19 protein-coding genes and 2 tRNA genes are annotated in these 25,665 nt (G+C 72.8%); 9 read left to right on the top strand and 12 right to left on the bottom strand.

What is annotated here, in order from left to right; translation table 11 throughout:
- Window positions 1-6 precede the first annotated feature (6 nt).
- Complete coding sequence (locus EDD32_RS16450; RefSeq protein ID WP_246006187.1) at window positions 7-1,233, top strand: YibE/F family protein; 1,227 nt, start codon at window positions 7-9, stop codon at window positions 1,231-1,233.
- Window positions 1,230-2,573 carry a tRNA dihydrouridine synthase DusB gene (gene dusB / locus EDD32_RS16445; RefSeq protein WP_123919209.1) on the top strand — a complete coding sequence of 448 codons (1,344 nt, stop codon included), beginning with the start codon at window positions 1,230-1,232 and terminating at the stop codon, window positions 2,571-2,573. The genes EDD32_RS16450 and dusB overlap by 4 nt, the downstream gene beginning before the upstream one ends.
- Window positions 2,574-2,662: 89 nt before the next feature.
- Here dusB and EDD32_RS16440 read toward each other — a convergent pair whose 3' ends face one another.
- A complete protein-coding gene (locus EDD32_RS16440; protein ID WP_123919207.1) occupies window positions 2,663-4,450 on the bottom strand; it encodes a glycoside hydrolase family 13 protein in 1,788 nt (595 codons plus the stop codon).
- Window positions 4,451-4,582: 132 nt separating this feature from the next.
- Window positions 4,583-5,614 carry a LacI family DNA-binding transcriptional regulator gene (locus EDD32_RS16435; RefSeq protein WP_123919205.1) on the bottom strand — a complete coding sequence of 344 codons (1,032 nt, stop codon included), beginning with the start codon at window positions 5,612-5,614 and terminating at the stop codon, window positions 4,583-4,585.
- 191 nt (window positions 5,615-5,805) lie between these two features.
- Here EDD32_RS16435 and EDD32_RS16430 point away from each other — a divergent pair, with 191 nt between their 5' ends.
- From EDD32_RS16430 to EDD32_RS16420, 3 genes are all read left to right on the top strand, one after another.
- A complete protein-coding gene (locus EDD32_RS16430; protein WP_123919203.1) occupies window positions 5,806-7,071 on the top strand; it encodes a sugar ABC transporter substrate-binding protein in 1,266 nt (421 codons plus the stop codon).
- Between the two features lie 167 nt (window positions 7,072-7,238).
- Complete coding sequence (locus EDD32_RS16425) at window positions 7,239-8,849, top strand: ABC transporter permease subunit (protein ID WP_123919201.1); 1,611 nt, start codon at window positions 7,239-7,241, stop codon at window positions 8,847-8,849.
- A 1-nt stretch (window position 8,850) separates the two neighbouring features.
- The gene (locus EDD32_RS16420) at window positions 8,851-9,735 is read left to right on the top strand and encodes a sugar ABC transporter permease (protein WP_123919199.1); all 885 of its coding nucleotides are present in this window, start codon (window positions 8,851-8,853) and stop codon (window positions 9,733-9,735) included.
- A gap of 51 nt (window positions 9,736-9,786) precedes the next feature.
- Here EDD32_RS16420 and EDD32_RS16415 read toward each other — a convergent pair whose 3' ends face one another.
- Entirely contained in the window at window positions 9,787-11,100 is a 1,314-nt protein-coding gene (locus EDD32_RS16415; protein WP_123919197.1) for an alpha-amylase family protein, read from the bottom strand.
- A gap of 57 nt (window positions 11,101-11,157) precedes the next feature.
- Between EDD32_RS16415 and EDD32_RS16410 the strand changes: the two genes are divergently transcribed.
- The 3 genes from EDD32_RS16410 to EDD32_RS16400 all read left to right on the top strand — a co-directional run bounded on the left by EDD32_RS16410 (window position 11,158) and on the right by EDD32_RS16400 (window position 15,105).
- A complete protein-coding gene (locus tag EDD32_RS16410; RefSeq protein WP_123919195.1) occupies window positions 11,158-12,468 on the top strand; it encodes a deoxyguanosinetriphosphate triphosphohydrolase in 1,311 nt (436 codons plus the stop codon).
- 77 nt (window positions 12,469-12,545) lie between these two features.
- Window positions 12,546-14,690: a DNA primase gene (gene dnaG, locus EDD32_RS16405; RefSeq protein ID WP_123919193.1), complete on the top strand. Its 2,145-nt coding sequence runs from the start codon at window positions 12,546-12,548 to the stop codon at window positions 14,688-14,690.
- An 85-nt stretch (window positions 14,691-14,775) separates the two neighbouring features.
- Window positions 14,776-15,105, top strand: coding sequence for a hypothetical protein (locus EDD32_RS16400; RefSeq protein WP_123919191.1), 330 nt, complete (start codon window positions 14,776-14,778; stop codon window positions 15,103-15,105).
- A 40-nt stretch (window positions 15,106-15,145) separates the two neighbouring features.
- Here EDD32_RS16400 and EDD32_RS16395 read toward each other — a convergent pair.
- Window positions 15,146-15,218 (bottom strand) — tRNA-Asn (locus EDD32_RS16395).
- Window positions 15,219-15,282: 64 nt separating this feature from the next.
- Entirely contained in the window at window positions 15,283-15,792 is a 510-nt protein-coding gene (locus tag EDD32_RS16390) for a hypothetical protein (RefSeq protein WP_123919189.1), read from the bottom strand.
- Between the two features lie 60 nt (window positions 15,793-15,852).
- Between EDD32_RS16390 and EDD32_RS16385 the strand changes: the two genes are divergently transcribed.
- Window positions 15,853-15,929: transfer RNA gene (locus EDD32_RS16385), tRNA-Ile, on the top strand.
- A gap of 86 nt (window positions 15,930-16,015) precedes the next feature.
- Here the strand turns inward: EDD32_RS16385 and EDD32_RS16380 are convergent.
- From EDD32_RS16380 to EDD32_RS16350, 7 genes are all read right to left on the bottom strand, one after another.
- The gene (locus EDD32_RS16380; RefSeq protein WP_123919187.1) at window positions 16,016-16,450 is read right to left on the bottom strand and encodes a DUF6653 family protein; all 435 of its coding nucleotides are present in this window, start codon (window positions 16,448-16,450) and stop codon (window positions 16,016-16,018) included.
- Window positions 16,451-16,539: 89 nt separating this feature from the next.
- Entirely contained in the window at window positions 16,540-17,814 is a 1,275-nt protein-coding gene (locus EDD32_RS16375) for an MFS transporter (protein ID WP_123919185.1), read from the bottom strand.
- A gap of 75 nt (window positions 17,815-17,889) precedes the next feature.
- A complete protein-coding gene (locus tag EDD32_RS16370; RefSeq protein WP_123919183.1) occupies window positions 17,890-19,692 on the bottom strand; it encodes a hypothetical protein in 1,803 nt (600 codons plus the stop codon).
- A gap of 591 nt (window positions 19,693-20,283) precedes the next feature.
- The gene (locus tag EDD32_RS16365) at window positions 20,284-20,670 is read right to left on the bottom strand and encodes a hypothetical protein (protein WP_123919181.1); all 387 of its coding nucleotides are present in this window, start codon (window positions 20,668-20,670) and stop codon (window positions 20,284-20,286) included.
- 83 nt (window positions 20,671-20,753) lie between these two features.
- The gene (locus tag EDD32_RS16360; RefSeq protein WP_123919179.1) at window positions 20,754-22,547 is read right to left on the bottom strand and encodes a glycoside hydrolase family 15 protein; all 1,794 of its coding nucleotides are present in this window, start codon (window positions 22,545-22,547) and stop codon (window positions 20,754-20,756) included.
- 40 nt (window positions 22,548-22,587) lie between these two features.
- Window positions 22,588-24,882, bottom strand: a complete 2,295-nt coding sequence (locus tag EDD32_RS16355) for an MMPL family transporter (RefSeq protein ID WP_123919177.1) — start codon at window positions 24,880-24,882, stop codon at window positions 22,588-22,590.
- The gene (locus tag EDD32_RS16350) at window positions 24,879-25,403 is read right to left on the bottom strand and encodes a hypothetical protein (RefSeq protein ID WP_123919175.1); all 525 of its coding nucleotides are present in this window, start codon (window positions 25,401-25,403) and stop codon (window positions 24,879-24,881) included. Before EDD32_RS16350 ends, EDD32_RS16355 begins: the two co-directional genes overlap by 4 nt.
- Window positions 25,404-25,665: the final 262 nt, after the last annotated feature.

Genomic DNA, 25,665 nt, shown 5'->3' with positions numbered 1-25,665 from the left:
GGGCACGTGAGCCACCACCACTCCGGCGAGCTGCCGCTCAACCCCTCAGAGGCCCGACGGGTGCGGGCGATCCTCGCCGCGCTGGTCCTGCCCCTCCTTGTCGCGACCGTCGTCGGGCTGCTCGCCCTGTGGCCGCGGGGGGAGACGCCGATCGGTTCCGTCCCGCTCGCAGGCACCGGCATGACGATCGAGGCAGGGGAGGTCGTGGAGATCCTCGGCCCGGACGGTGACGGCGGTCAGGTCCGCGTGGAGCTGTCCACCGGCAGCGGCGCGGGCCAGGTGGTGCCCGTCCAGGTGCCGCCGGAGATCATGGCCAATGGGATGGACGTCGGTGACGGGCTGCGCCTGATGTTCAGCCCCGACGCCATGGGCACCGGCAGCCCGTACGTCTTCTGGGACTTCGAGCGCTCCAGCCCGGTGTGGATCCTCGTCGCGATCTACGCCGCCGTCGTCCTCGCGGTCGCCCGCTGGCGCGGCCTGGCCGCCATGGCCGGCCTGGGCACGTCCCTCGCCGTCATCCTCCTGTTCGTCCTGCCGGCGCTCATGCTCGGCAGCCCGCCGCTGCTCGTCGCGCTCGTGGGGTCCGGGGCGATGCTGTTCCTCTCGCTCTACCTCGCTCACGGTGTGTCCATCCGCACGACGACGGCCCTGCTCGGTACGTTCGTCGGCCTCGCGGTCACGGCGACCCTGGGGGTGTGGGGGACGGGGTCGGCCAACCTCACCGGCGCCGGGTCGGACCAGTCGCTCATCCTCGCCTCGCAGTTCCCCAACCTCTCCCTCGCCGACCTGCTCCTGTGCGGCATCGTCATCGCAGGCCTTGGCGCCCTCAACGACGTGACCATCACCCAGGCCTCCGCGGTCTGGGAGCTGCACGCCGCCAACCCGTCGCTGCCGCGGCGGCGGCTGTTCGCCCAGGGGATGCGCATCGGCCGGGACCACATCGCCTCGACCGTCTACACCCTGGCGTTCGCGTACGTCGGCACCGCGCTGCCGGTACTCATGGTCGCCTCGCTCATGGACCGTGCAGTGCTCGACACCTTCATGGCCGGAGAGATCGCCGAGGAGATCGTACGCACCCTCGTCTCCTCCGTGGGCCTCGTGCTAGCGATCCCCGTGACGACGGCCATCGCCGCGCTGCTCGTCAGCCGGGCGCCCGCACGGGACCGTGGCGGGCACGATGTGATCGGCCCGGTTCGCCCCTCCTCGGCCCCGCCGGTGACAATGGCTCGGTGAGCGACCTCCAGATCGGTGCCGTCTCCCTCGGCACGCCCGTCGTGCTGGCCCCCATGGCCGGGGTGACGAACCCACCCTTCCGACGGCTGTGCCGTGAGTCCGGCGTCGCCGGCCTCGCCGCCGCCGGTGCGGCCTCTGCCACCGCCGGGGCCACCTCTGCCACCGTCGGCGCCACCTCTGCCACCGTCGGCGCCACCTCTGCCACAGTCGGCGCCACCGCTGTCCCCTCCGGCGATGGCGACGGCGAGGCCGCGCCGGCTGCCGCGAGCCCGTCCGGCCCGTTCGCGCCCGCCGGGCTCTACGTGAGCGAGATGATCACCTCGCGCGCACTGGTCGAGCGCACGCCCGAGACGATGCGGATGATCACGCCGGACCCCGCGGAGCCGGTGCGCTCGGTCCAGCTCTACGGCGTCGACCCCGCGACGATCGGTGCGGCGGTGCGCATCCTCGTCGCCGAGGACCGGGCCGACCACGTCGACCTCAACTTCGGCTGCCCGGTGCCCAAGGTCACCCGCAAGGGCGGGGGGTCGGCGCTGCCGTGGAAGCGCGACCTCTTCGACGCGATCGTCACCGAGGCCGTCGCCGCCGCCAGGGAGGCCTCGGCGGGGCGGGAGCACGAGGTGCCGGTGACGGTGAAGATGCGGATGGGCATCGACGACGACCACCTCACCTACCTCGACGCCGGCCGGCTGGCTGAGCGTGCGGGCGTGGCCGCCGTCGCCCTGCACGCCCGCACCGCCGCGCAGCACTACTCGGGCACGGCCAGGTGGGAGGCCGTCGCGCGGCTCAAGGAGGCGGTGACGAGCGTGCCGGTGCTCGGCAACGGCGACATCTGGTCGGCCGAGGACGCCGCCGAGATGATGGCGAGCACCGGGTGCGACGGCGTCGTCGTGGGCCGCGGGTGCCAGGGACGGCCCTGGTTGTTCACGGACCTCGTCGCCGCCGCGCACGGGTCGGACCTGCGGGTCCGGCCCGGGCTGCGGGAGGTGGCCGCCACGGTCCGGCGCCACGCCGAGCTCATGGTGGAGCACTTCGGCGAGGAGGGCCGGGCCCTGCGCGAGATGCGCAAGCACATGGCGTGGTACCTCAAGGGCTACGTCGTCGGCGGGGAGGCTCGGCACGACCTGGGGCTCGTCTCCTCCCTCGCCGAGCTGGACGAGCGGCTCGCCGCCCTCGACCTCGACCAGGCGTACCCCGGGGAGAGCGCCGAGGGGCCGCGCGGGCGGGCCGGCAGCCCCAAGGCCCCGCACCTGCCCGACGGCTGGCTGGACTCCCGCGACATGGACGCCGACCTGCTGGCGATGATCAGCCAGGCCGAGCTCTCCGTCTCCGGCGGCTGAGCGGCCGGCCGGGCCGGCGACGGCGGGCCGGCCGCGCGTGCGTGGTCCCGCGCGGCGCCGAGGCCGGGCGGGACCACGTCAGCGTCAGGTCAAATGCGCCGCGCCCAGACCGTGGTGTCGACCGGCACGGTGACCGCGTCGCCGTCGGTGCCCGAACCCAGCGGACCGCTGGCCACGAGCGCGCTCCACCCGCCCGGCAGGGCGACGTCGGCGTCGCCGAGGTTCGTCAGGACGAGGACCTCGGCCGCACCGGTGGTGACGAACGCGACGACGTCGGGGCTCGTCGCGTGCTCCGCGCTCCACGACATCGACCCCAGACCGAGCCCCAGCCCTGCCCGCAGGCGCAGCGCCTCGCGGTAGAGCTCGAGGGTCGAGCCGGGCCGCCCGGTCTGCGCGTCGGCTGCGAGGTCGGCCCACTCGGGGGGCTGCGGCAGCCAGGTGCGGCCGGTGGGGGAGAAGCCGAACCCGGGCGCGTCCTGCTCCCAGGGCAGCGGCACCCGGCACCCGTCGCGGCCGCGCTCGACCCCGCCGGTGCGGAAGAACGCCGGGTCCTGGCGCGCCTCGTCCGGCAGCTCGGTGTGCTCGGGCAGTCCGAGCTCCTCGCCCTGGTAGAGGTACGCCGAGCCCGGGAGCCCCAGCATGAGCAGCGTGGCGGCGCGGGCCCGGCGAAGTCCGAGCTCGGCGTCCGGCTGCGGGTCCGTGGCGCCGATGCCGTTGGGGCCCTTGCCGGTGCGGGCCAGGCCCAGCCGGGAGGCGTGCCGGACGACGTCGTGGTTCGACAGCACCCAGGTCGTCGGCGCCCCGACGGCGTCGTTGGCCCGGTAGGACCGGGCGATGACGTCCCGCAGCTCGGGGGCGTGCCAGGGGGAGACGAGGAAGGCGAAGTTGAAGGCCTGGTGCATCTCGTCGGCGCGGACGTACCGCGCGAGGCGTTCGATGGGGTCCACCCACGCCTCCGCCACGAGCACCCGGTCGCCCGGGTACTCGGCGAGGACCCGGTGCCAGTCGCGGTAGATCTCGTGCACACCCTCCTGGTCGAACATCGGCGGGTGCGCGTGGTGACCCTCGGGGGAGCGGAGCGCGGGGGACTCGGGGTCGGTGTCGTCCGCGTCCTCGGCGCCCTCGACCATGCTCACGTGCCCCGCCCAGTCGGGCAGGCCGGGGGCCTTGACCAGGCCGTGCGCGACGTCAACGCGGAACCCGTCGACGCCGCGGTCGAGCCAGAAGCGCAGGACGTCCTCGAGCTCGGCCCGGACCTCGGGGTTGCCCCAGTCCAGGTCGGGCTGCTTGGAGTCGAACAGGTGGAGGTACCACTGCCCGTCCTCGGCCCACGGGCTGCCCGGGGCGTCGGCGCGGTCGCGCACCCGGGTCCATGCGGGGCCGCCGAAGACGGACTCCCAGTTGTTCGGGGGCTCCTCACCGGTCTCCCCGCCGCCCTCGCGGAAGATGTAGCGGGCCCGCTCGGGGCTGCCGGGGCCGGCGGCGAGGGCCGCGGCGAACCACTCGTGCTCGTCCGAGGTGTGGTTCGGCACGAGGTCGACGATGACGCGCAGGCCGAGCTCGCGCGCGCGGGCGAGGAGGGCGTCGGCGTCGGCGAGGGTGCCGAACAGCGGGTCGACGGCGCGGTAGTCGGCGACGTCGTAGCCCGCGTCGGCCTGCGGGGAGCGGTAGAAGGGCGAAAGCCACACGGCGTCCACGCCCAGCGCGGCCAGGTGGTCCAGCCGTGCGGTGATCCCGGGCAGGTCGCCGATGCCGTCACCGTCGCCGTCGGCGAAGGAGCGGGGGTAGACCTGGTAGATGACCGCCTGGCGCCACCAGGGGGCGCGCCCCTGGGCGGGGGTGTGGACGGTCAGGTCGGCACGGGTGAGGGTGGACATCGATCTCCTGGGTCGGTGCTGGGGTGCTGGGGTGCTGGGGTGCTGGGGTGCTGGGGTGCGACGGGGCGTCGCCGACCGACCATCCTGACGCCGTCGGCGCGCGGAGGCCAGCCGGGCAGGCGTCACGACGACCTAGATCGCCAGCCCTACGGCGTTGCCCGGCGCGGCGGCGGTCGAGCCGCGGACGATGAGCTCGGGTACGAACACCAGCTCCGTGCGGGGGACCCTCGAGCCACCGATCTCGGCGACGAGCGTCGTGACGGCGGCCTGGCACATGGCCTCGACGGGCTGGCGGATGGTCGTCAGCGGCGGGTCCGTGAACGGGATCAGCGCCGAGTCGTCGTACCCCACGACGGAGAGGTCCTCGGGAACCCGCAGGCCCCGGGCGCGGGTGGCCCGCACGACGCCGAGCGCCATGAGGTCGGACCCGCAGATGATCGCGGTGCACCCGAGATCGATGAGCGAGGTGCCGGCGCTCAGGCCCCCCTCGACGGTGAACAGCGTGCTGACGATCGCCGGGTCGGACACGTCGAGGTAGTTGCGCATGGCCTCGACGAAGCCGTCGCGCTTGCGGCGGGCCGGGACGAACCGGTCCGGGCCGATGGCCAGCCCGATCGTGCGGTGGCCCTGGGAGACGAGGTGGCGCACGGCCAGGTCCATGCTGCCGCGGTCGTCGGTGGAGAAGGCCGGGGCGTCGATCTCGGGGTTGTGGCCGTTGATGAGGGCGATCGGGACGCCGCGCTCCTGCAGCCGCTGGTACCGGGCGGGGTCGGCGTGGGTGTCGGCGTGCAGGCCCGAGACGAAGATGATGCCGTCGACCTCGTGCTCGAGGAGCATGTCGACGTACTGGTCCTCCGTGATGCCGCCGGGGGACTGGGTGCACAGCAGGGGCGTGTAGCCCGTGGTGGCGAGCATGGTCTCGATGGACTGCGCGAACGCGGGGAAGACGGGGTTGCTCAGCTCGGGCACCACCAGGCCGACGAGCCCGTTGGACCGCGATCGCAGCTTCTCGGGCCGTTCGTAACCGAGCATGTCGAGCGCGGCGAGGACCGCCCGGCGCGTCTCTCCGGCCACACCGGGTTTGCCGTTGAGGACCCGAGAGACGGTCGCCGTGCTGACGCCGGCCTGCTCGGCGACGTCGGTAAGCCTGGTGCGCGCTTGCATGGCCACTCACTCCTGCATCCTGCGTGCAACCCTGCACGGCTGTCATGAAACTGTTGCCTGAAAGTTACTGCAAGTTGTTGCAGTCTGGCTACCGACATGCCTACTCTCTTGCACATCGGGTTCCCCGAGGTGCTGGCACCACAGGGAGACCGGCAGAGAAACCCATCCAACAACTGTTACAGGAGATGACGATGCGACGGAGCATCACCCTTGCGGCCGCGGTCGGCATGACCATGGCGCTTGCCGCGTGCGGCGGGGGCGGCGACGCCACCGACGACGAGACCACCGCAGCCCCGGCGGCCGAGGAGACCACCGAGGCCGGTACCGAGGCGGCCGGCGACGGCGGAACTCTCACCGTCTGGGTCGACGAGACCCGGCAGGCTGCCGTCGAGACCGCCGCTGCGGCGTTCGAGGAGGAGACCGGGACCGCCGTCGAGACGGTGCTCAAGAACTTCGAGGACATCCGGGCGGACTTCAACGCCCAGGTCCCCACCGGTGAGGGCCCGGACATCACCGTCGGCGCCCACGACTGGCTCGGTGAGCTCACAGCCAACGGTGTCGTCGCCCCGATCGAGCTCGGTGACAAGGCCGCCGAGTTCGAGACCGTCGCGGTCGAGGCCTTCACGCAGGACGGCCAGGTCTACGGCCTGCCCTACGCGGTGGAGAACATCGGTCTGATCCGTAACACCGCCCTCGCTCCCGAGGCGCCGGCCACGTGGGACGACGCGATCGCGGCAGGCGAGGCAGCCGGCACCGAGTACCCGATCCTCATCCAGATGGGCGAGGAGGGTGACCCCTACACGATGTACCCGATGCAGACGTCCTTCGGTGCCCCTGTGTTCGTGCAGAACGAGGACGGCTCCTACAGCCCCGAGCTCGCCCTCGGCGGTGAGGCCGGCAACGCCTTCGCGACCTGGCTCGCCGAGCAGGGTGCGGCGGGGAACCTTGACACGGCCGTCACCTACGACATCGCCGTGGAAGCCTTCGCCAACGGGCAGTCGCCCTTCATCATCGGCGGGCCCTGGATGATCGCCAGCTTCGAGGGCCTCGACCTCGCCGTCGACCCGATCCCGAGCGCGGGCGGGGAGCCGGCACAGCCGTTCGCGGGCGTCCAGGGCTTCTACGTCAACGCGCAGAGCGAGAACGCGATCCTGGCCAACGACTTCCTCGTCAACTACATGGCCACCGAGGACGCCCAGCTCGCGCTGTACGAGGCGGGCGACCGACCGCCGGCCTTGACCGCCGCTGCTGACACCGCGGCCGCGGACCCGGTCACGGACGGTTTCCGGACCGTCGGCGCCGACGCGGTGCCGATGCCGTCGATCCCCGAGATGGGTTCCGTGTGGGCCTTCTGGGGTGTCACCGAGGCGGGGATCGTCAACGGCTCCCTCGAGCCGGTGGCCGCGTGGGAGAAGATGGTCTCCGACATCCAGGGCGCGCTGGACGCCGCGGCCTGACGCACGAGGCCTCGGCCTCGACGGGCGCGCAGCCGGACCTCCGGCTGCGCGCCCGATCTCGCGGGCGGCACGACGCCGACCCGCTGCCCGGTGGCGACCGCCGCGGGCGAAAGGTGCAGTCGCACGACGACGTGCCGGGCCACCGGCCGGTCCACGGAGGGTCATAGATGAGTGTCCAGCCCGCAGCGGGGAGCACGACGCGCAGGCGTCGCGTTCGTCCGAGGCCGAGCGAATCCCACGCCAACACCTTCAGCGGCGGGTTCGTCGCCAAGCTGATCGTCATGGCCGCCGTCAACGCACTCGGCGTCTACGTCATCCTTGCCGCCTGGGCCGAGGAGTCCTACGGGATCCTCGCCGTGATGGTGGCGCTGCTGGTGGCCGCGAACGTCGTCTACTTCTCGCGGCGCATGCTCCCGATGAAGTACCTCCTGCCGGGCCTCGCGTTCCTCCTCGTCTACCAGGTGTTCGTCATCGGCTACACCGGCTGGGTGGCGTTCACCAACTACGGCGACGGGCACAACTCGACCAAGGCCGACGCCGTGGAGGCCCTTCTGGTGCAGAACGAGCGCCGTGTCGAGGGCTCGGCCGCCTACCCCCTCGTGGTCCTCGGTGACGGTGACGAGCTCGCGTTCGGCATCGTCAACGCGAACGGCGACGTACGCGTGGGCCGTGCGGAGACGCCGCTGGAGACGGTGGAGGACGCCACCGTCGCCGACGGTGCCGTCACGGAGGTTCCCGGCTACGACACCCTGTCCCGCCAGGACATCCTCGCGCGCCAGGCGGAGATCACCGCGCTGCGTGTGCCGGTCTCGGACGACCCGGAGGACGGGTCGATCAGGACTACGGACGCCCGCAACGGCTATGTCTACATCTCCACGCTGGCGTACGACGAGGCCGCCGGCACGATGACGGACACCCAGACCGGGACGGTCTACGAGCCCGACGACAACGGCCAGTTCGTCTCCGCCGACGGGCAGACGCTCCCGGTGGGCTGGCGTGTCAACGTCGGCTTCGAGAACTTCGCCACGGCTTTCGGCGACGCCCGGTACTCCACCCCGTTCCTCAAGGTGCTCGTCTGGACGATTGCCTTCGCCTTCCTCTCGGTGGCGACGACGTTCTTCTTGGGCCTGTTCCTGGCGATGGTCTTCAACGACGAGCGGGTGAAGGGGCGCAAGATCTACCGGACGCTCTTGATCCTTCCGTACGCCTTCCCCGGATTCCTCTCGGCGCTGCTGTGGTCGGGTCTGCTGAACCGGCGGTTCGGCTTCGTCAACCAGGTGCTGCTGGGCGGAGCGGAGATCCCGTGGCTGACGGACGAGTGGCTCGCCAAGCTTTCCGTGCTCGGGGTGAACCTCTGGCTCGGCTTCCCCTACATGTTCCTCATCGCCACCGGTGCCCTGCAGTCCATCCCCAAGGACGTCATGGAGGCCGCCACCATCGACGGGGCCGGCCGCGTCCGAACCTGGTGGTCGGTGACCATGCCGTTACTCATGGTGTCGACAGCGCCGCTCCTCATCTCGTCCTTCGCGTTCAACTTCAACAACTTCAACCTCATCTACATGCTCACCGGGGGCGGCCCCCGGATGGAGGACGCCTCCGTGCCGATCGGTCATACGGACATCCTGATCTCGATGGTGTATTCCATCTCCGGCCTGGACGGCACCGCGGCCAAGAACTACGGCCTCGCGAGTGCGCTCTCGATCGTCATCTTCATCATCGTCGCGACGATCTCGGTGATCAGCTTCCGGAAGACCCGCTCGCTCGAGGAGATCAACTGACATGGTCACGACCACCGCAGCGCCCTCCGTGAACCGCACCAGCCGCAAGCGCTGGTTCCTCGACGTCGGGTTCCGCCACGTCGTCGGCGTGCTCGCCGTCGTGTACGCGGCGTTCCCCATCGTCTACATCATCTCCGCGGCCCTGAACCCCGGCGGCACTCTCACCGGCTCGAACGCCCTCTTCGAGAACTTCAGCGGCGAGAACTTTGCCGACCTCAACCGGACGTTCTTCTGGACGTGGGCGGGCAACACCCTCTTCATTGGAGTCGTCACAGCCGTGGGGACGGTGCTCATGGGGGCAGCCGCCGCCTACGCCTTCTCGCGCTTCCGGTTCACCGGCAGACGGCTCGGCCTGATGGCACTCCTCGTCATCCAGATGTTTCCCCAGCTCCTCGCCTTCGTCGCGATCTTCCTGCTGCTCCTGGGCCTGGGCAACGTAGTGCCGGTGCTCGGGCTGAACAGCAAGCTCGGGCTGATCGCCGTCTACCTGGGTGGGGCGCTCGGGGTGAACACGTTCCTCATGTACGGCTTCTTCAACACCATCCCCAAGGAGCTCGACGAGGCGGCCAAGATCGACGGGGCCTCGCACGCCGTGATCTTCTGGACGATCATCCTGCGCCTGGTCGCACCGATCCTCGCCGTCGTCGGGCTCCTGTCCTTCATCAGCACGTTCTCGGACTTCATCCTGGCGAGGACCATCCTGCAGTCGGAGGAGAACTGGACGCTCGCGGTCGGTCTCTACGGGTGGGTGTCATCCCTCCTTGAGGCGAACTGGGGACAGTTCGCCGCCGGCGCCGTCATCTCGGCGATCCCGGTGCTGCTGCTCTTCCTCTTCCTGCAGCGCTACATCGTGGGCGGTCTCACCGCCGGCTCCGTGAAGGGCTGACGCCGCCGCTCCTGACGTCGTCGGCGCGGCTGGCCGAGGAGGCCGGCCGCGTCAGGCCAGCGAGAACCACACGGTGGTGTCCCGCGGCACGACCACGTCGCCGTCGACCGGTGGGCCCAGCGGGCTGGAGGCGTGGAGGAGCTCGCGGTCGGCTGGGACGCGGACGGCGTCCTCCCCGAGGTTGGTCACGACGAGCACCGAGCGGTTGACCAGGATCAGGGCCTCGCGCCCGTCCTTCTCGTCCACCCAGGCCAGGTGCCCGGTGCCGAGCCGCAGCTCGTGGCGCAGCCGGAGCGCGAGCCGGAAGTTCTCGAACGCGCTGCCCAGCTCGCCGCGCTGCTCCTGCGCGACCCGGGCGACGGTGGCGGTGCTGAACTCGACCGGGTGCTCGTCGCGCACCGTCACGCCGGTGGCGTCGCCCTGACGCAGGTACGCCACCCCCGGCAGGGCCAGGGTGAGGAGGGTGAGGGCGCGCAGGCGGCGCTCCCTCGTGTCCTCGTCGGTCCGGGCCCACACCCGGCGGCCGCGCGCCGGCCCCACGCCCGTCGTCGTCCAGCCGGCCGGGACGCCGATGACGTCGCGGACGGCGTAGGAGTCGGTGATCGTGGACCGGAGCGGCTCCGCCGACCAGTCGGTGACGGCGAGCCGGTCGTCGCGGGTGACGTGGAGCCAGTCCTCCTGCAGGTGCGCCAGCAGGGACCCCGCGTCAGTGGCGCTCGCCGCGCCGGTGAGGACGGCGTCGTCGGAGCGCTCGGCCAGCAGGGCGTGCAGCGCCCCGAGGTCGATCCCCTCGTGCCGGTGGGGGCCGTCGTGGGACGACGCCTGGGCGACCACCATGTCGATGCCGTCGACCCCGCGGTCCAGCCACGCGGCGCACCGGGCCAGGTGCCAGGCGGCCGGGTCCGTGGTGCCCGCCGGCGCGTCGTGACCGGCCAGGCCCACGACCATCCGCAGCCCGCGCTGATGGGTGCGGCGCACGAGGTCGCCGACCACCGGCGCGGCCGCCGGGTCGGCCGGGTCGAGCTCGGGCACCCGCACCTGCAGGACGTCCGCGCCGAGCCGGGCCAGGTGGGAGATCTCGGCGCTGAGCGTGCGGGCGCCGGCCACGTCGAGCCGCCCGGGCACCTGGTAGACGACGGCGGCCTCCCACCAGGCCGCCGGGCCCCTCGCTCCGCGGTGGACCAGGGTGGTCACGGTGAGGTCGCCGAGCCGGCCGGTCCCGCCGGGTCCCCCCGCCGGCGGTGCGGAATCGGTCGTCCTGCCCGGCACGTCCGCGTCGGTGGGCACGTCCGCCCCTTCCGGCGCGTCCGCGTCGGCGGGCGCGTCGGGCGTTCGGACGGGGGAGGGCTCGACGGCGGGGCTCACGCGGCCCATTGTGGCCCACATCGCAGCAGGGCACACCCGATCACGTAGGCTCCAGGCGTGCCCGACGCCCCGCTCGTCCCCGGCCCGGGGGCCGCCCCCGGTGCCGACGACGCGTACACCGGCCGCGACCGGGAGCGCTGGTCGCAGGAGCAGGCCAAGAGCCCGCGCCGGACGGCCTTCGAGCGCGACCGCGCACGTGTCCTGCACTCCTCGGCCCTGCGCCGGCTGGGGGCCAAGACGCAGGTGCTCGGTCCGAGCAGCGACGACTTCGTCCGCACGCGGCTGACCCACTCGCTCGAGGTCGCGCAGGTGGGCCGCGAGCTCGGCAAGGCGCTGGGGTGCGATCCCGACGTCGTCGACACCGCGTGCCTGTCCCACGACCTCGGCCACCCCCCGTTCGGCCACAACGGCGAGCGGGCCCTGCACGAGGTGGCCCGTGGCATCGGCGGGTTCGAGGGCAACGCCCAGACCCTCCGGCTGCTCTCCCGGCTCGAGCCGAAGGTGTTCACCGCCGAGGGGGAGTGCGTGGGCCTCAACCTCACGCGGGCCAGCCTGGACGCCGCGACGAAGTACCCGTGGCTGCCGGGCGAGGGCCCGGCCCGGGAGGACGGCACCACCACCCGCAAGTTCGGCGTCTACCCCGAGGACCTGCCCGTCTTCACCTGGCTACGACAGGGAGCGCCCGACCTCCGGCGCTGCCTCGAGGCCCAGGTCATGGACCTCGCCGACGACATCTCCTACTCCGTCCACGACGTCGAGGACGCCATCGTCGGCGGTCGCGTGGAGATGGACGTGCTGCGGCGCCAGGGCGAGCAGGCCCGCGTCGTGGCCCAGGTGCGCGACTGGTACGACCCGCCGGTCTCCGACGACGAGCTGGGCGCGGCGCTCGAGCGACTCCTCGCCGACCCCGTCTGGGTGCGCTCCTACGACGGCTCGCGGCGCGACCTGGCGGGCCTGAAGGACATGACGAGCCAGCTCATCGGCCGGTTCTGTGGGGCGGCGGAGGACGCCACGCGCGCACGCTACGGCCGGGGGCGCCTGACGCGCTACGCCGCCGACCTCGTCGTCCCGGACCCCACCCTCGCCGAGATCCTCGTCCTCAAGGGCGTCGCGGCGCTGTACGTCATGGCCCCGCGCGAGCTCGAACCGCTCTACCTGGCGCAGCGGACCATCGTCTTCGACCTCGTCGACGCCCTCGCCACGGGCGGGGAGCGGCACCTCGAGGCGCCCTTCGCGGCCGACTACCGGGAGGCCGGTGACGACGCCGGTCGGCTCCGCGCGGTCGTGGACCAGGTCGCCTCCCTCACCGACCCCTCGGCCCAGCAGTGGCACGCGCGCCTGTGCGGGATGCTCTCCGAGGTGTACTGACACTCCACAGGTGGGGTGGGTGCGACGCCCTCCCGAGCGGCGGCCGGCACGCGGTCCGGGCCACCTAGACTGACGCCATGCCAGGGCTCATCCGTCGCGAGGACATCGCCACCGTCCGCGAACGGGCCCGCATCGAGGAGATCGTCGGCACGTACGTCACGCTCCGGCCCGCAGGCGTGGGATCGATGAAGGGGCTGTGCCCCTTCCACGACGAACGCACGCCCTCCTTCCACGTCCGGCCCCAGCTGGGCCTGTGGCACTGCTTCGGCTGCGACGAGGGCGGCGACGTCATCTCCTTCGTCCAGAAGATCGACCACCTGCCCTTCAGCGAGGCGGTCGAGCACCTCGCCGGCAAGGTGGGCGTGCAGCTGCGCTACGAGGACGGCGGGACGGGCCGTCCCCGTGAGGAGCACGGCCGCCGTCAGCGCCTGGTCGACGCCCACCGCGTGGCGGAGGAGTTCTACGCCGGCCAGCTCGACACCCCGGGGGCTGAGCAGGCGCGGCAGTTCCTCGCCGAGCGCGGGTTCGACCGGGCTGCCGCCGCGACCTTCGGCGTCGGGTACGCCCCGCAGGGGTGGGACCACCTCATGCGGCACCTGCGCGGGAGGGGCTTCACCGAGGCCGAGCTCACCGCCTCCGGCCTGGTCTCCCAGGGCAACCGGGGCATCTACGACCGCTTCCGCGGCCGGCTCGTCTGGCCCATCCGGGACATCACCGGCGACACCGTGGGCTTCGGGGCCCGGCGCCTCTTCGAGGACGACCAGGGGCCGAAGTACCTCAACACCCCCGAGACCCCCATCTACAAGAAGTCCCAGGTCCTCTACGGCCTCGACCTGGCCAAGCGGGCGATCGCCAAGGAGCGACGCGTCGTCGTCGTCGAGGGCTACACCGACGTCATGGCCGCGCACCTCGCGGGCGTGGGCACCGCCGTGGCGACCTGCGGCACGGCGTTCGGCACCGACCACATCCGCATCGTGCGGCGCCTGCTGGGCGACTCGGCCGACCCGGCCTCGGGGGTGATCTTCTCCTCCGGCGCCACGCACGGCGGGGAGGTCATCTTCACCTTCGACGGCGACGCCGCCGGGCAGAAGGCCGCCCTGCGGGCGTTCGACGAGGACCAGCGGTTCGCGACGCAGACCTTCGTCGCCGTCGGGCCGGACGGGCTCGACCCCTGCGACCTGCGCCTGCAGCGCGGCGACGAGGCCGTGCGGGAGCTCGTCAGCACCCGGCAGCCGCTGTTCGCGTTCGCGATCCGCTCCGTCCTGGCCCAGCTCGACCTGGGGACGGCGGAGGGCCGGGTCGCCGCCCTGCGCGCCGCCGCGCCGGTGGTGGCGAGCATCCGGGACCGGGCGCTGCGGGCCGAGTACGCCCGCGAGCTCGCCGGGTGGCTCGGCATGGACGAGATCAGCGTGCGGCGCGCGGTCCAGGTGGCCGAGCGGGCGCCGCGCCCGGGTGGGGCCGACGGCGGAGCGGGTGGTCGTGACGGCGGTGGTCGTGACGGCGGGGGCCGGGACGCCGCTCCCGACGGCTCGCGTGGCCAGTGGCGACCCGACGGTGGCGGTGGTCGCCACGGCGAGGGTGGCGGGCGCTACGACGGCGGCGCGCGCACCGGTGGTGGCGCACGCCAGGAAGGCGGCTGGGTGCGTGGTGACGTCAACCGGTTGTCCGGGTCGAACGGCCAGGGCCGCCAGGGCGGTGGCGAGCGTCGGATGCGTGAGGACCCGGTGGCCCGGCTCGAGCGCGAGGTGCTCGAGGTCGTCCTGCAGCTCCCGCAGCACGCCCTCGGAGCCGGCTTCGACGACCTCGCGCCGGACACGTTCACCGTGCCGGCCTACCGGGGCGTGCACGACGCCATCCGGGCGGCGGGGGGCACGCGCGCGTACGGCGAGCGCGTCGAGCAGGTCGCGGCCGCCGGCGGCGGTGACGCGGCGCGACAGGCGGCGGGCTGGTGGGCCGAGGAGGTGCGCGAGAACGCCGCCGGGCCGGTGGCCGGCGTCCTCACCGAGCTCGCGGTGGCGCCGCTGCCCGAGGACCGGCCCGACGCCCTCGGCGGCTACGCCCAGGGCGTCCTGACCGCGCTCATACGGATGGGCCTCACCCGGGAGATCGCCGACGTCAAGGGCCGGCTGCAGCGCACGGATCCCGGCGACCCCACCTATGCGGCCACGTTCGGCGAGCTCGTGACCCTGGAGAACCGGCGGCGCGCCCTCCGCACCGAGTAACCGGCTCCGACGCTCCTCCCCAGGTCTCCCGGCCGCGTGCGCGGTAGCGTCGTCAGCGCACACGAGCGACGACGAGGGAGTCTCGATGCCCGAGGACCACACCACCGCACCCGAGGCGCGCGAGGTCGGGGCCGACCCGCGCGACGCCGACCCGCGCGACGCCGACCCGCGCGACGTCGAGACGGCGGCGGGGGCGCCGGTGGCCGACGGCCCCCTGGGTCTCGAGCCGGGTCCGGGTCCGGACTCGGACGTGGCGCCGGGGGACGTTCACGCCCAGGGGGAGCCGCACTCCTCGCTCGAGCGGCTCCCGGACGGCGTGGCGCCGGACGGCGTGGGACCTGAAAGGCCGGCACGGGCGCCGGTGCAGGGTGAGCGCCAGGGGCCAGCGTCGAACGATGCCAGGGGCCAGGGATGAACGATGAAGGCCCGCACCTCGTGGTGCGGGCCTCGTCCGGCTCCCGCGACTGGACTCGAACCAGTAACCGTCCGATTAACAGTCGGATGCTCTGCCAATTGAGCTACGCGGGATCGCGAGATAGGACTCTAGCAAAGAATCAGAGCCGCTCCGGCCACCGGACGCGCCCCGAGGTGGTCATGTGGTGAGGCCCACAGCGGCGCGGGCGTGACGCTCCATCTCGTCGACCAGACGGCGCTCCTCGGCGTCGTCGCGCAGCCGGCCGCGGGCGGTCACCTGGGAGAAGAGTGCCCCGTCCTCGTCGCGACGGATGTGGACCATGACGATGGCCCCGCCGGGCAGCTCGGCGCTCTCACTGTGGACGAGGGAGGACTGGACCCGTTCGCGAAGGGCGCGGGTGAACCGCTCGGCACTCGGCGCGTCATGCACCTTGAGCTCGAGCGGGGCGCGGACGCCGTCGACCCACGTGACGGTGAGGACCGACTCGTCGCCGTCCCACGTGCCGCGCTCGACCTCGTGCCACGGCGAGCGAACGACGATCCCGCTCGGGCCGACCACGGCGAGAGCCGCTCGGGCGACGACGGCCCAGGTCCCGTCCGCCAGCTCCGCCGACGCGAGGGGCGCGTCGCGTGCGGCGAGGTGGGCGGCGAGGGGCTCGGGCAGGCGGCGGTCGCGGCGCAGGATCACCCGACCACGGTAACGCGGCCGGTACGCTGGGCGCCGTCGTGAGCGCTCTGAGCGCCGCACGCCCCTGTAGCTCAGCTGGTCAGAGCAGCGAACTCATAATTCGTCGGTCGCGGGTTCAAGTCCTGCCGGGGGCACCACTCCTGACAGTGCCGTGAGGCCGGAGCAACCCTTCGAGCTGGCGCCGCTCGAACGAGCACTCCTGTGCGGGTCGCCCGGTCGGCGCTCAGCCGGTGCCGGCGCGCCGGTGCTGGTCGTGATAGCGCGCCATGAGCCGCCAGTAGACCAGGAGCAGCGCCATGACGACCGCGGTGGCGCCGGCCGCCGGTGCGGCCCGGTGCCGCCGGGCGGCGACCAGTGCGGTGACGCCGGCCAGCGTGGCCGCCGCGTTGACGGCCATCGCCGTGTCGCGGGGCCGATCGGTGATCCACTGCTCCTCGCCCAGGACCACCCGGGTGGACCAGGCGTGCTCGTCCGCCGGCCTCGGGAAGATCACGGGGTTGGCGGCCATCCAGGCACCGATGATTGCGGCGTGGCTCCACCGCCGTGTCCACAGCGGGACCAGCACGAGCGGGGTGCTCAGCCAGCGGGTCCAGGCGCTCCACGGGTTGGAGTGGCGGGCGAAGACCGTGTGACTGAGCCCGGCGAGGCGGTGGGACATGTCAGGATCCGTCCTCGGGCTGGAAGGCATGTCTCGAGCAGCCGACTCCGCCGCTCGGATGGGTCGAGGTGCGACGGCACCGCCCGCGATCATGTGGCGCGTGCGGGGGAGCCGCGCATCTGACGAGTTCCCAACCGGGTGGCGGCCAGGCCCGCTGCGGCAAGGCCCGGGACGAGCAGGAAGGCGGTGTGCACGCCGAAGAGCCCCGCGAGCACGCCGAGCGCGAACGGGACGACCCCGACCGCGACACCGATGGCGAGCATGATCACTCCCTGGGCCGCATCGGTGCTGCCACGGGCCGTCGAGAGCAGCAGGCTCGCCGAGAGCGGGTACAGCAGGCCGCACCCCATGCCGGCGAGGGCGAGCCCGACCATGGCGACGGCCGGTGCGGTGGAGAGCCAGAGCACGAGCCACCCTGCGACCGTGACGACGAACGCGCCGACGACGACCGTCGCGGGTGACCTGCCTGCCGTGACCACGCGGGACGTCAGCCGCGACGTGGCCATGCCCGCGACGAAGGCTGCGCCCGCCGCGGCCGCCAGCCCTGCGCCGGCACCGGTGCGTTCCACCAGGAGCGTGAGCGCCCAGAACGTGGTCGCGTTCTCGATCGCGACACCCATTAGTGCGGCGAGGAGGAACCACCAGCCCGCGGCGGGCAGCGGGTTGCGCGTGCGGTCCGGCGCCTTGGCGCCGGTCTCGGGCGTCAGCGACGCAGGGGTCGCCGCGCCGCGGCCTCGGGGTGATGTCCAGGTCGGTCGTGGTGTCAGCGCCGGCAGGGCCGGCATCCGCACCCAGAGCACGGCGACCGCGATGGCCACCGGGACGGTCACCAGCACGACCGGGCGCCAGCCCCAGCCGACGGCGACGGACGCGCCGATGAGCAGCGGTCCGAACAGGCCCACGAGCGTGCCCAGGCCGTTCGCGGTGGACACCGAGGCGGCGCTGTTCACCGTGTGGTGCACCACCAGACCTGCCTGGGCCGCCGCGATCGCGAGGTTCCCGCCCAGCGCGAGCACCACGGTCGCACCCATCGTCCCTGGCAGGTCGGAGAGCGCGGTCAGCCCGACGGCGCCGAGGGCGACCGTCGTCGCCCCGCACAGGAGTGCGCCACGCCGCCCCAGAGCCCGGACCGCGACCGGCAGGCACACACCGGCGAGGGCGGTGCCGACGGCCAGTGCGACACCGTGCAGGCCGATCGCCGCGGCGCTGAAGCCCAGGTCCGCCCCGAGCAGCTGGACAGCCGGCCCGTAGGCGTAGAGCAACCAGTTCCACAGGAGGAAGGCCGAGTACATCCCGACGCTGAACCGGTCGAACAACCGCGGCGACGCCCGAGTACCGGTCGCCGGCTGCCGGGGGTCCGTCACGACCGCAGCCTAGTGCTCCCGCTCACGCGGACGGGCGCGGCGGCGTGCGGCCCGCCCGGGCCGCACGCACGCCGTTCAGCGCCTGGGGGTGAGCCTGAGGAGCTGCCACCCGCCTTCCGGCCTGTCGTCGCTGGTGTCGGTCATGAGGTTCATCGGGTTTGCCATGCCCAGGAACAGGCCGTCCTCGTCGTCGGCGACCATGGTGCGGATGCCGTAGCTGGCGTAGTTCCCCACGCCGTCCGTGCGCTCAGGCCGTGCCGCGCTGGTCGCGTCGGGGAAGCGCCAGAGGTCCGCGCCGTAGAGGTCGTCCGGCGCGGGGATGCCGGAGAGGTCGAGCACGCCCTCGGCACCCTTGGCGAGCAGGTATCTCCAGTCCATCGTGCCGACGTAGAGGTCGTCACGGTAGACACCCATGGTCCAGGTGTAGTTGTTGAAGAAGTTCCCGAAGCCCGAGGCACCGTAGAGCGGCTCGGCGCCCATGGTGTTCGGCCGAAGCGTCCACGCCTGGCCGTCGTAGACCGGTAGCACGGCGGAGCCGTACAGCAGCTCGACGGTGGGGGAGTCGGTGTCGAGCTCGTCCCCGCGGAAGATGCTGATCGCCCGGTGCGAACCCAGGGCGTTGGCCAGCTCGGCGACGTCGGAGTCCCAGGGGCCGTAGACGTCGGTGTGGCCCAGGGCGGCGGTGAAGGGGACGTGCATCGTGCCCCAGTAGAGCTGCCCCTGGAACGAGGTGAGCGCTCCGCCGCCGTAGGTCGCGGCGGTGACGGGGTCCGGCTCGTAGTCCCCGGCGGTCCAGACCCGCTGCCAGACGGACCCGAGGTCGACGACGTCGACCTCGCCCGCGCTGATCGGCGGGCTCATGTACAGCGAGGCGTTCTCCGCTGCGGGCCAGGTCGAGACGTAGAGGCGGCCGTCGTGCTCGGCGAGCTCGGCCGGTTCGCTGGGGACCGTGCCCACGGAGACGTACTGGAACGGGTCGGCGGGGGAGCTGCCGGTGTAGCGCAGGACCTGGCCGCCGTTGCCGGCCCGGACGCCGGTGTAGAGGTGCCCGTCGACCTCGACCCACTTGCGGATGTTCGTGAAGCCGGGCAGGGACTCACTGCCGACGTAGGCGCCGCCGGTGTCGAAGACGAAGACGTTGAGGTAGCTGCCCATGCCCGGGCCGGCGAAGAAGACGCGGTCGCCGATCGACCCGGCGGAGCGGATGCCGATCGTCGAGCCGAGCCTGGCCTTGCCGGCCGGGTCGCTGTCCGGGATCGTCAGCCCGTTGAGCGTCCCGGTGGCCTGGTCGTAGCGGAACAGGTCTGCGGGGCGCCAGTCGCCCAACGTCGGCGGGAGCGTGACTCCGGGTGTCCAGGCGGTGCGGAAGCTGGACTCCTCGCCCTCGCAGACCCAGGAGTCGTTGATGACGGGACCGGTGCTGCGGAGGTAGCTGCTGAAGACCAGGCAGACGATGTTCGGGCCGGTGCCGAACCACAGGTCGTCCCCGGTCTTGGTCAGCCCCCACACGTAGGCCTGGTTGACCTTGGTCTGGCTGCCCTCCGGGCACACCAGGTTGCCCTCGTCGTCGTACGTCCCGGTCGGGTAGTGCGCCCCGACGCCGGCGAAGCACTCGTCCGGCGCGGCGGCGGCGAGCAGCCTGCTCTTGAGCACGGGGGCCTGGGACTTCGCGGCTTTGTCCGGCTTGGGACCCTTGACGGGGTTCGCCGCCTTGGCCTCACGGTCCCAGTGGTCCTGGAGGGTCGTCACCTGCTCCCGCACGCTCGGGTCCGGCACCTCCGGCGTCGCGGCTCCCGCCGCGGGCGCGAGCAGCGCCAGCGCGGCTGCGAGACCTGCGACGACCATGGCGGGGGACCCCCGCCGCGCGAACCAACCCATGACCGATCTCCTCGTCGGAACGTCCCGTGCCGAGGGCGGTGCCTGACCGGTACCTGCATCCCTCCCGCATGCGCAGCGGTTCGCGGGATCATCCCCACCCCACCGCCGAGCGACAGCACGTCGCAAGGGGCGAAGGTCCTCGCGGCCCCTCTCCCCGGCAGCAGGTTTTCGGCGCGTCGGCACACCACTGGCCAAGGGGGGGCAGCCCGTCTCCGGTCGTCATGGAAGGTCCGGCTACGCGTTCACGTCATGGAACCCTCGATGCACGTGCATGAACAAGGTCACCCGGCCGGGGCCCGTCCGTCAGCGGTCCGGCACGTATCCTGGACGTGTCGGGTGTGAACCCGGTCGAGGTGCCCAAGGGCGTGTTCTTCGGAACCGTTCCTGCAACACCTTCCGATGGGAGGCACCAATGACCAAGTACTTCGAGTGGATTCTCGAGACGGCCCGCAGCGTCGAGCAGATCGACCGCCTGGCGGAGTTCTCCACCTTCTGACCGCTCCGTCTGAGCGGCACTGCTCCGATGACGGAGAAGCCCCGTCACGCATCGTGCGTGACGGGGCTTCCCCGTCCCGGACCGGGCGGTCCGGCTCAGCCGAGCGTGTCCACGGTTCGCGGGTGCTCGGGCCGGCACGGCACCTCGACGTCGCCGCGCGCACGACTGGCGGCAAGGACCACGTGGGCATACTCCACGGCCAGGTCGAGCTGGGCCAGCAGGGCCGTGGTGTCGACGACGGCGCCGGTCGCGGGGGTCAGGACGACGCCGTCGTACCAGCCCCACGCCTGCGCGGTGAGCGAGGCGGTGACGGCCACGGTCACGACACCGTCCTCACCGACCACCACCTCGATCGTCGGGTCCGACCACGTGTTCACCGCACGCACGCCGTCGGTGGCGTCCGCCGCCGACTCGCGAACCTGGGCCGGGCCTGCGACGGCCCAGCCGGTGTCCCACTGCTCGAACGAGCCGTTCGTGAGCATGTTCGCGGGCGTCACCGTGACGGTCGCGGTGACCGCCAGGCCGGAGTCGGTCCGCCCTTCGTCTGGCTCGGCTGACGACGCCGTCAAGGAGCCGGGCATGCGGGTGAAGACGCCGGCCGGGTCCCGCTCAGGTGACGCGCCGTGTTGACGAGGCCCACGTGGCTGAACGCCTGCGGGAAGTTGCCGAGCTGCCGGCGCAGGTAAGGGTCGTACTCCTCGGCGAGCAGACCGACGTCGTTGCGCACCGACAGCAGCCGCTCGAAGAGGGCGACCGCCGCCGCCCCGCGGCCGGTGGCGTGGAGGGCGTCGGCGAGCCAGAAGCTGCACGCCAAAAAAGTGCCCTCGTCGCCGGGCAGACCGTCCACACCGCCCTCGGGACGATATCGCAGGACGAAGCCGTCCTGGACGAGCTCTCGGCGCACGGCGTCGACCGTGCCGACGACGCGGTCGTCGTCCCAGGGGAGGAAGCCGGTCTGGGGTATGAGGAGGAGCGCGGCGTCGAGACCGCGCGAGCCGTAGGACTGGGTGAAGGTCCGACGGTCGGCGTCGTAGCCCCGATCACACACCTCGGCGTGGATCTCCGACCGTAGCGCCCTCCACCGGGCGACAGGGCCGTCGAGCCCCCACCGCTCCACCGCCTGAACCGCGCGGTCGAGTCCCGCCCAGGCCATGACCTTGGAGTGCACGAAGTCCCGGGTCGGCCCCCGGACCTCCCACAGGCTGTGGTCCTGGTCGCGCCAGTGCCCCTCCAGGTAGTCCAGGATGGCCTTCTGCAGCTCCCACGCCTCGGTGACGTGGTCAAGGTGGGCCTCACGAGCCACGTGGAGCCCGTCCAGGACCTCGCCCCAGACGTCCAGCTGGACCTGGCGGGCGGCGGCGTTGCCGATCCGCACCGGGGCCGAGCGCTCGTACCCGGGCAGCCAGTCGAGCTCGTACTCCGGCAGACGCCGCGTGCCGTCGATCCCGTACATGATCTGGAGGTCGGCAGGATCGCCGGCGACGGCGCGCAGCAGCCAGTCCCGCCACGCGCCGGCCTCCTTGACGAACCCCGTGCCGAGGAGCGCCTGGAGGGTGAACGTCGCGTCGCGCAGCCAGCAGAACCGATAGTCCCAGTTCCGCCGACCGCCGAGCTGCTCGGGCAGCGATGTCGTCGCCGCCGCGACGATGCCGCCCGTCGGTGCATAGGTCAGCCCCTTGAGTACGACGAGGGAGCGCCGCACGGCGTCCGCCCAGTCGCCGTCGTAGGTCAGGCGCCCGATCCAGTCCGCCCAGAACGCCTCGGTCTCTGCCAGCACACGCTCAGGGTCCCGGCGCGCGGGTGCGGGCTGGTGCGAGGGGTGGTGGGTCAGCACGAACGGCACCCGCTGCCCCGCCGAGACCTCGAACTCGGACACCGTCGTGAGATTCCGGCCCTCCAGCGGCGCGGGGGTGTCGAGCCACACGGCGTCGGGCCCCGCGATCGCGGACAGCTCGTGGCCGTGCCGCTTCACCCAGGGGACGACATGGCCGTAGTCGAACCGCAGCCGCAGCTCCATGCGCATCGGGACGCGTCCGGAGACGCCCTCCACGATGCGCACGACGTCCGCCTCACGGTCACGCACCGGCATGAGGTCGATGAGGCGCACGGTGCCGTCCGGGGTGTCCCACTCCGTCTCCAGGACCAGGCTGTCGCCGCGGTACCGGCGGCGTGAACACATGCCGGCGCCGGCCGGAGCGATCCGCCACGTGCCCGCGTCGTCGTTGCCGAGGAGGGCGGCGAAGCACGCCGGTGAGTCGAAGCGAGGGAGGCACAGCCAGTCGATCGCCCCGTCCCGGCCGACCAGCGCCATGGTGTGGAGGTCACCGACCGTTGCGTAGTCCTCGATGCGCAGCCCCATGAGGCCTCCTGACGTGGGCACGAGCGATGCCGGCCTTGAGTCACGGACCGCCAGGCGCGGCGCGCCTCGGCCGCCCGGACTCCCGCCCGGGGTCCGCGTCCCACGGTTCTGCCGCTGCGTCCGCGGACGGTGCCCTCCGACGCAGCTGACGGGACGGCCAGCTGCTCACCGTGCCGACGATGGTCAGCAGCGACGGCACCAGCAGCGCCCGCACGACGAACACGTCGATGAGGATCCCCACCGCGAGCACGAACCCCAGCTCGCGGAACGGTCTGAGCGGCACCAGGGCGAGGAGCCCGAAGCTGGAGGCGAGGGCCAGACCGGCTGCCGTGATCGCCCGGGTCGACTGGGGGACCCCGGCGAGCATCGCGTCGCGCAGCGAGCGGTCGCGGGCGAGCTGCCAGACCCGTCCCACCGCGAAGATGTTGTAGTCCGAGCCGAGGGACAGCAGGAGCACGGCGGCGGCGAACGGCACGTAGAAGGTGAGGTCGTCGTGCCCGAGCACCCCCTGGAAGACCATGACCGTGATACCGAGGGTGGCGCCGAGGGCGAGGACGCTCGAGGCGAGGAGGTACAGGGGAGCGACGAGCGCCCTGAGGAAGATCACGAGCATGAGCAGGTTGACGGCCAGCGCTGCGACGCTGATGCGGAGGAGGTCGTCGGTCGTGTCCTTGACGATCCCGTCGGCCAGGGCCGTGTCGCCGGCGAGGCTGGTGGTGACGCCGTCGAGCCCGGCCTCGGCGGTCAGGTCCGGCAGGTTCTCGCGCAGACCGCGGAGGTTGTCGATCGCGGTGGCCTCGAGCGGCGTCGTGTCGAGGACGACGAGATAGCGCACGGCGTCGCCGCTCTCGGCGACGAGGACGCCCAGGTCGTCCGCGGCGGCGGAGTCACCGGGGCCGAGGACCCCGGCCACACCCGGCTGCGCCTGCAGCGCCTCGCCGAGCCGGGAGACCGCCTCCTCGTCCTCACCCACGCCGTCGCCCTCGACGAGCAGCTCGGTGGGGGAGACGATGCCGGGCGCGAAACCCTCGCCGGCGGCCTCCGCCGCGCGCGCGACCTCGCTCTCCGCGGGCAGCGACTGGACGAAGCCGAGCCCGAGGTCCATGTGGCGCACCTGGGAGGCGGCCAGCCCCAGCCCCGCGATGCACAGGGCGGCCACGACGACGGCGGAGGCCCGGTGCGTCACGGTCGACGTCAGGGCGGAGGAGCGCTGGCGGCCGGCCTCGCGCTCGAGGGCGCGGCGGATGTCGCTCGGCCAGAACGCGCGCGGGCCGAGCACCGCGAGGATCGCCGGGACGAGGGTGATCGCCACCACCACCCCGGTGAGCACGGTGACGGCAAGCCCGGGCCCGAAGCCGCTGAAGAGCGCTGACCCCGCGACGACGAGCGAGGCGGTCCCGGCGGCGACGGTGAGGCCCGCGACGGTGACGATCGGGGTGAACGACGCGGTCGCCAGCCGCGCGGCCTCGAGCCGGTGGTGGCCCTCGGCGAGCCGGGCCCGCAATCCCGAGAGGTAGAAGATGCAGTAGTCGGTCACCACGCCGAGCAGCAGCGCCACGATGAGCGGGCGCAGGTCCGCCGGGACGGAGAAGTCCAGCGCGTCCGCCACCGAGCCGGCGACGCCCATCGTCACCCCGACCGCCGCACCGACCGAGACGAGCGTGACGGCGGGCGCGGCGAGCGAGCGGAACGTCAGGGCGACGACGGTGAGGACGGCGAGGAGGGTGGTCAGCTCGACCACGGGGACGTACGCGTTGACCACGCGGCCCTGCGCGGCGCGGGCGGGCATGGAACCCGTCACGCCCACGTACGCGTCCTCGGCGTCGGTGAGCTGGTCCTCGGCGAACTGCTTCGCGACGTCCGTCTGCTCGAAGAAGCTCGCGGTCGGCTCGGCGAAGAGGAACGTGACGACAGCGGTGTCCTCCTCCAGAGCCCCGGGGAACGCGCCGCCGGCGTTGGGGATGGGGATGGCGCCGAGGAGCGCGGTGTCGTACGCGTCCTGGTTCACCGCGATCCCGCGCAGGACGGCCTCTGCCTGCGCGAGCGTCGTCATCCCGGCCGGGTCGTGCTGGACCATGGCCACCCGGCTGAGGAGCGGGAACCCGAAGAGCTCGACGGAGCGCTGCTCGGCGGCGAAGCTGGCGTCGTCGGCGCCGAGGGCCTCGAGGTCGTCGGCGGTGGTCCCCAGGGGCGGGAGCAGGATCATCGCCGCGGCCGCCGCCGCCGCCCAGCCGACGATGACGAACCAGCGCAGCGCGACGACGAGTCGCGCGTAGCCGTACCACAGGCGCTCCGCGAGGCCCCGGCGCCGGGCGGTGGAGCTCCGCTCGCTCATCGCGTCGCGGAGTCGGTCGGCTCGGCAGTGGCGTCCGAGGTGCTCGAGGTGCTCTCCTCGGTGCCGGTGGTGCCGGTCGTGGCGTCATCCGTGGCGTCGTCGGCCTCGGCGGCGAGGTCCTGGCACTCCTGCGACGCCGCCTCCGAGCCTGGCCGGGCGTCCTGCACGGCGTCCAGCGCCTCCTGCAGCGTGCGCGCGTCCTGGTCGCGGACACCGACGGCGATCTCGTCCAGGGCCTCGTTGAGCGTCTGGTTGTACTCCGCGGCCTCCAGGCACGCGGCCGGCACGGGACCGGACGCGTCCTGGCGTGGCGTCGGCTCGGCCGTCGGCGTCGGCGTCGGCGTCGGCGTGGGGGCCATGGCCTCCTCGGCGTCACCCACGCCGGCCACGCCGATGCCGAGCAGGACCACGGCGACGACGGTGGTCACCACCACCCCGACGAGGAACCCCAGCAGCGCCCCGACGGGCGAGCGGCGCCGCCGAGGCGGGACGTCGTCCCCTGCACGAGTGGTCGGAGCCACGGGTCCCCCTGTCCGGTCCACGCGGTGGCCGGCGGCCCCGGCGCGCTCACGTGAGAACTGTGATGCTAGGGGGGCCCGGGCGTGCCGCAACCGGAACCGGACGGCGGGCGGCCGGGCTCTGGCCGGGCCGGGGGAGCGGGGGCCCGTGCGACCCAGACGGACGCGGTTCTCACGAGGACGGGCCCTCAGACGGGCGCGGTTCTCAGACGGCCAGGGCCCTCAGACGGACGCGCGGTTCTCAGACGGACGCGGTTCTCAGACG

It is taken from the genome of Georgenia muralis (assembly GCF_003814705.1).
Lineage (GTDB): Bacteria > Actinomycetota > Actinomycetes > Actinomycetales > Actinomycetaceae > Georgenia > Georgenia muralis.
The sequence above is the reverse complement of the archived record's forward strand: the minus strand, read 5'-3'. Positions and strand labels throughout refer to the sequence as shown.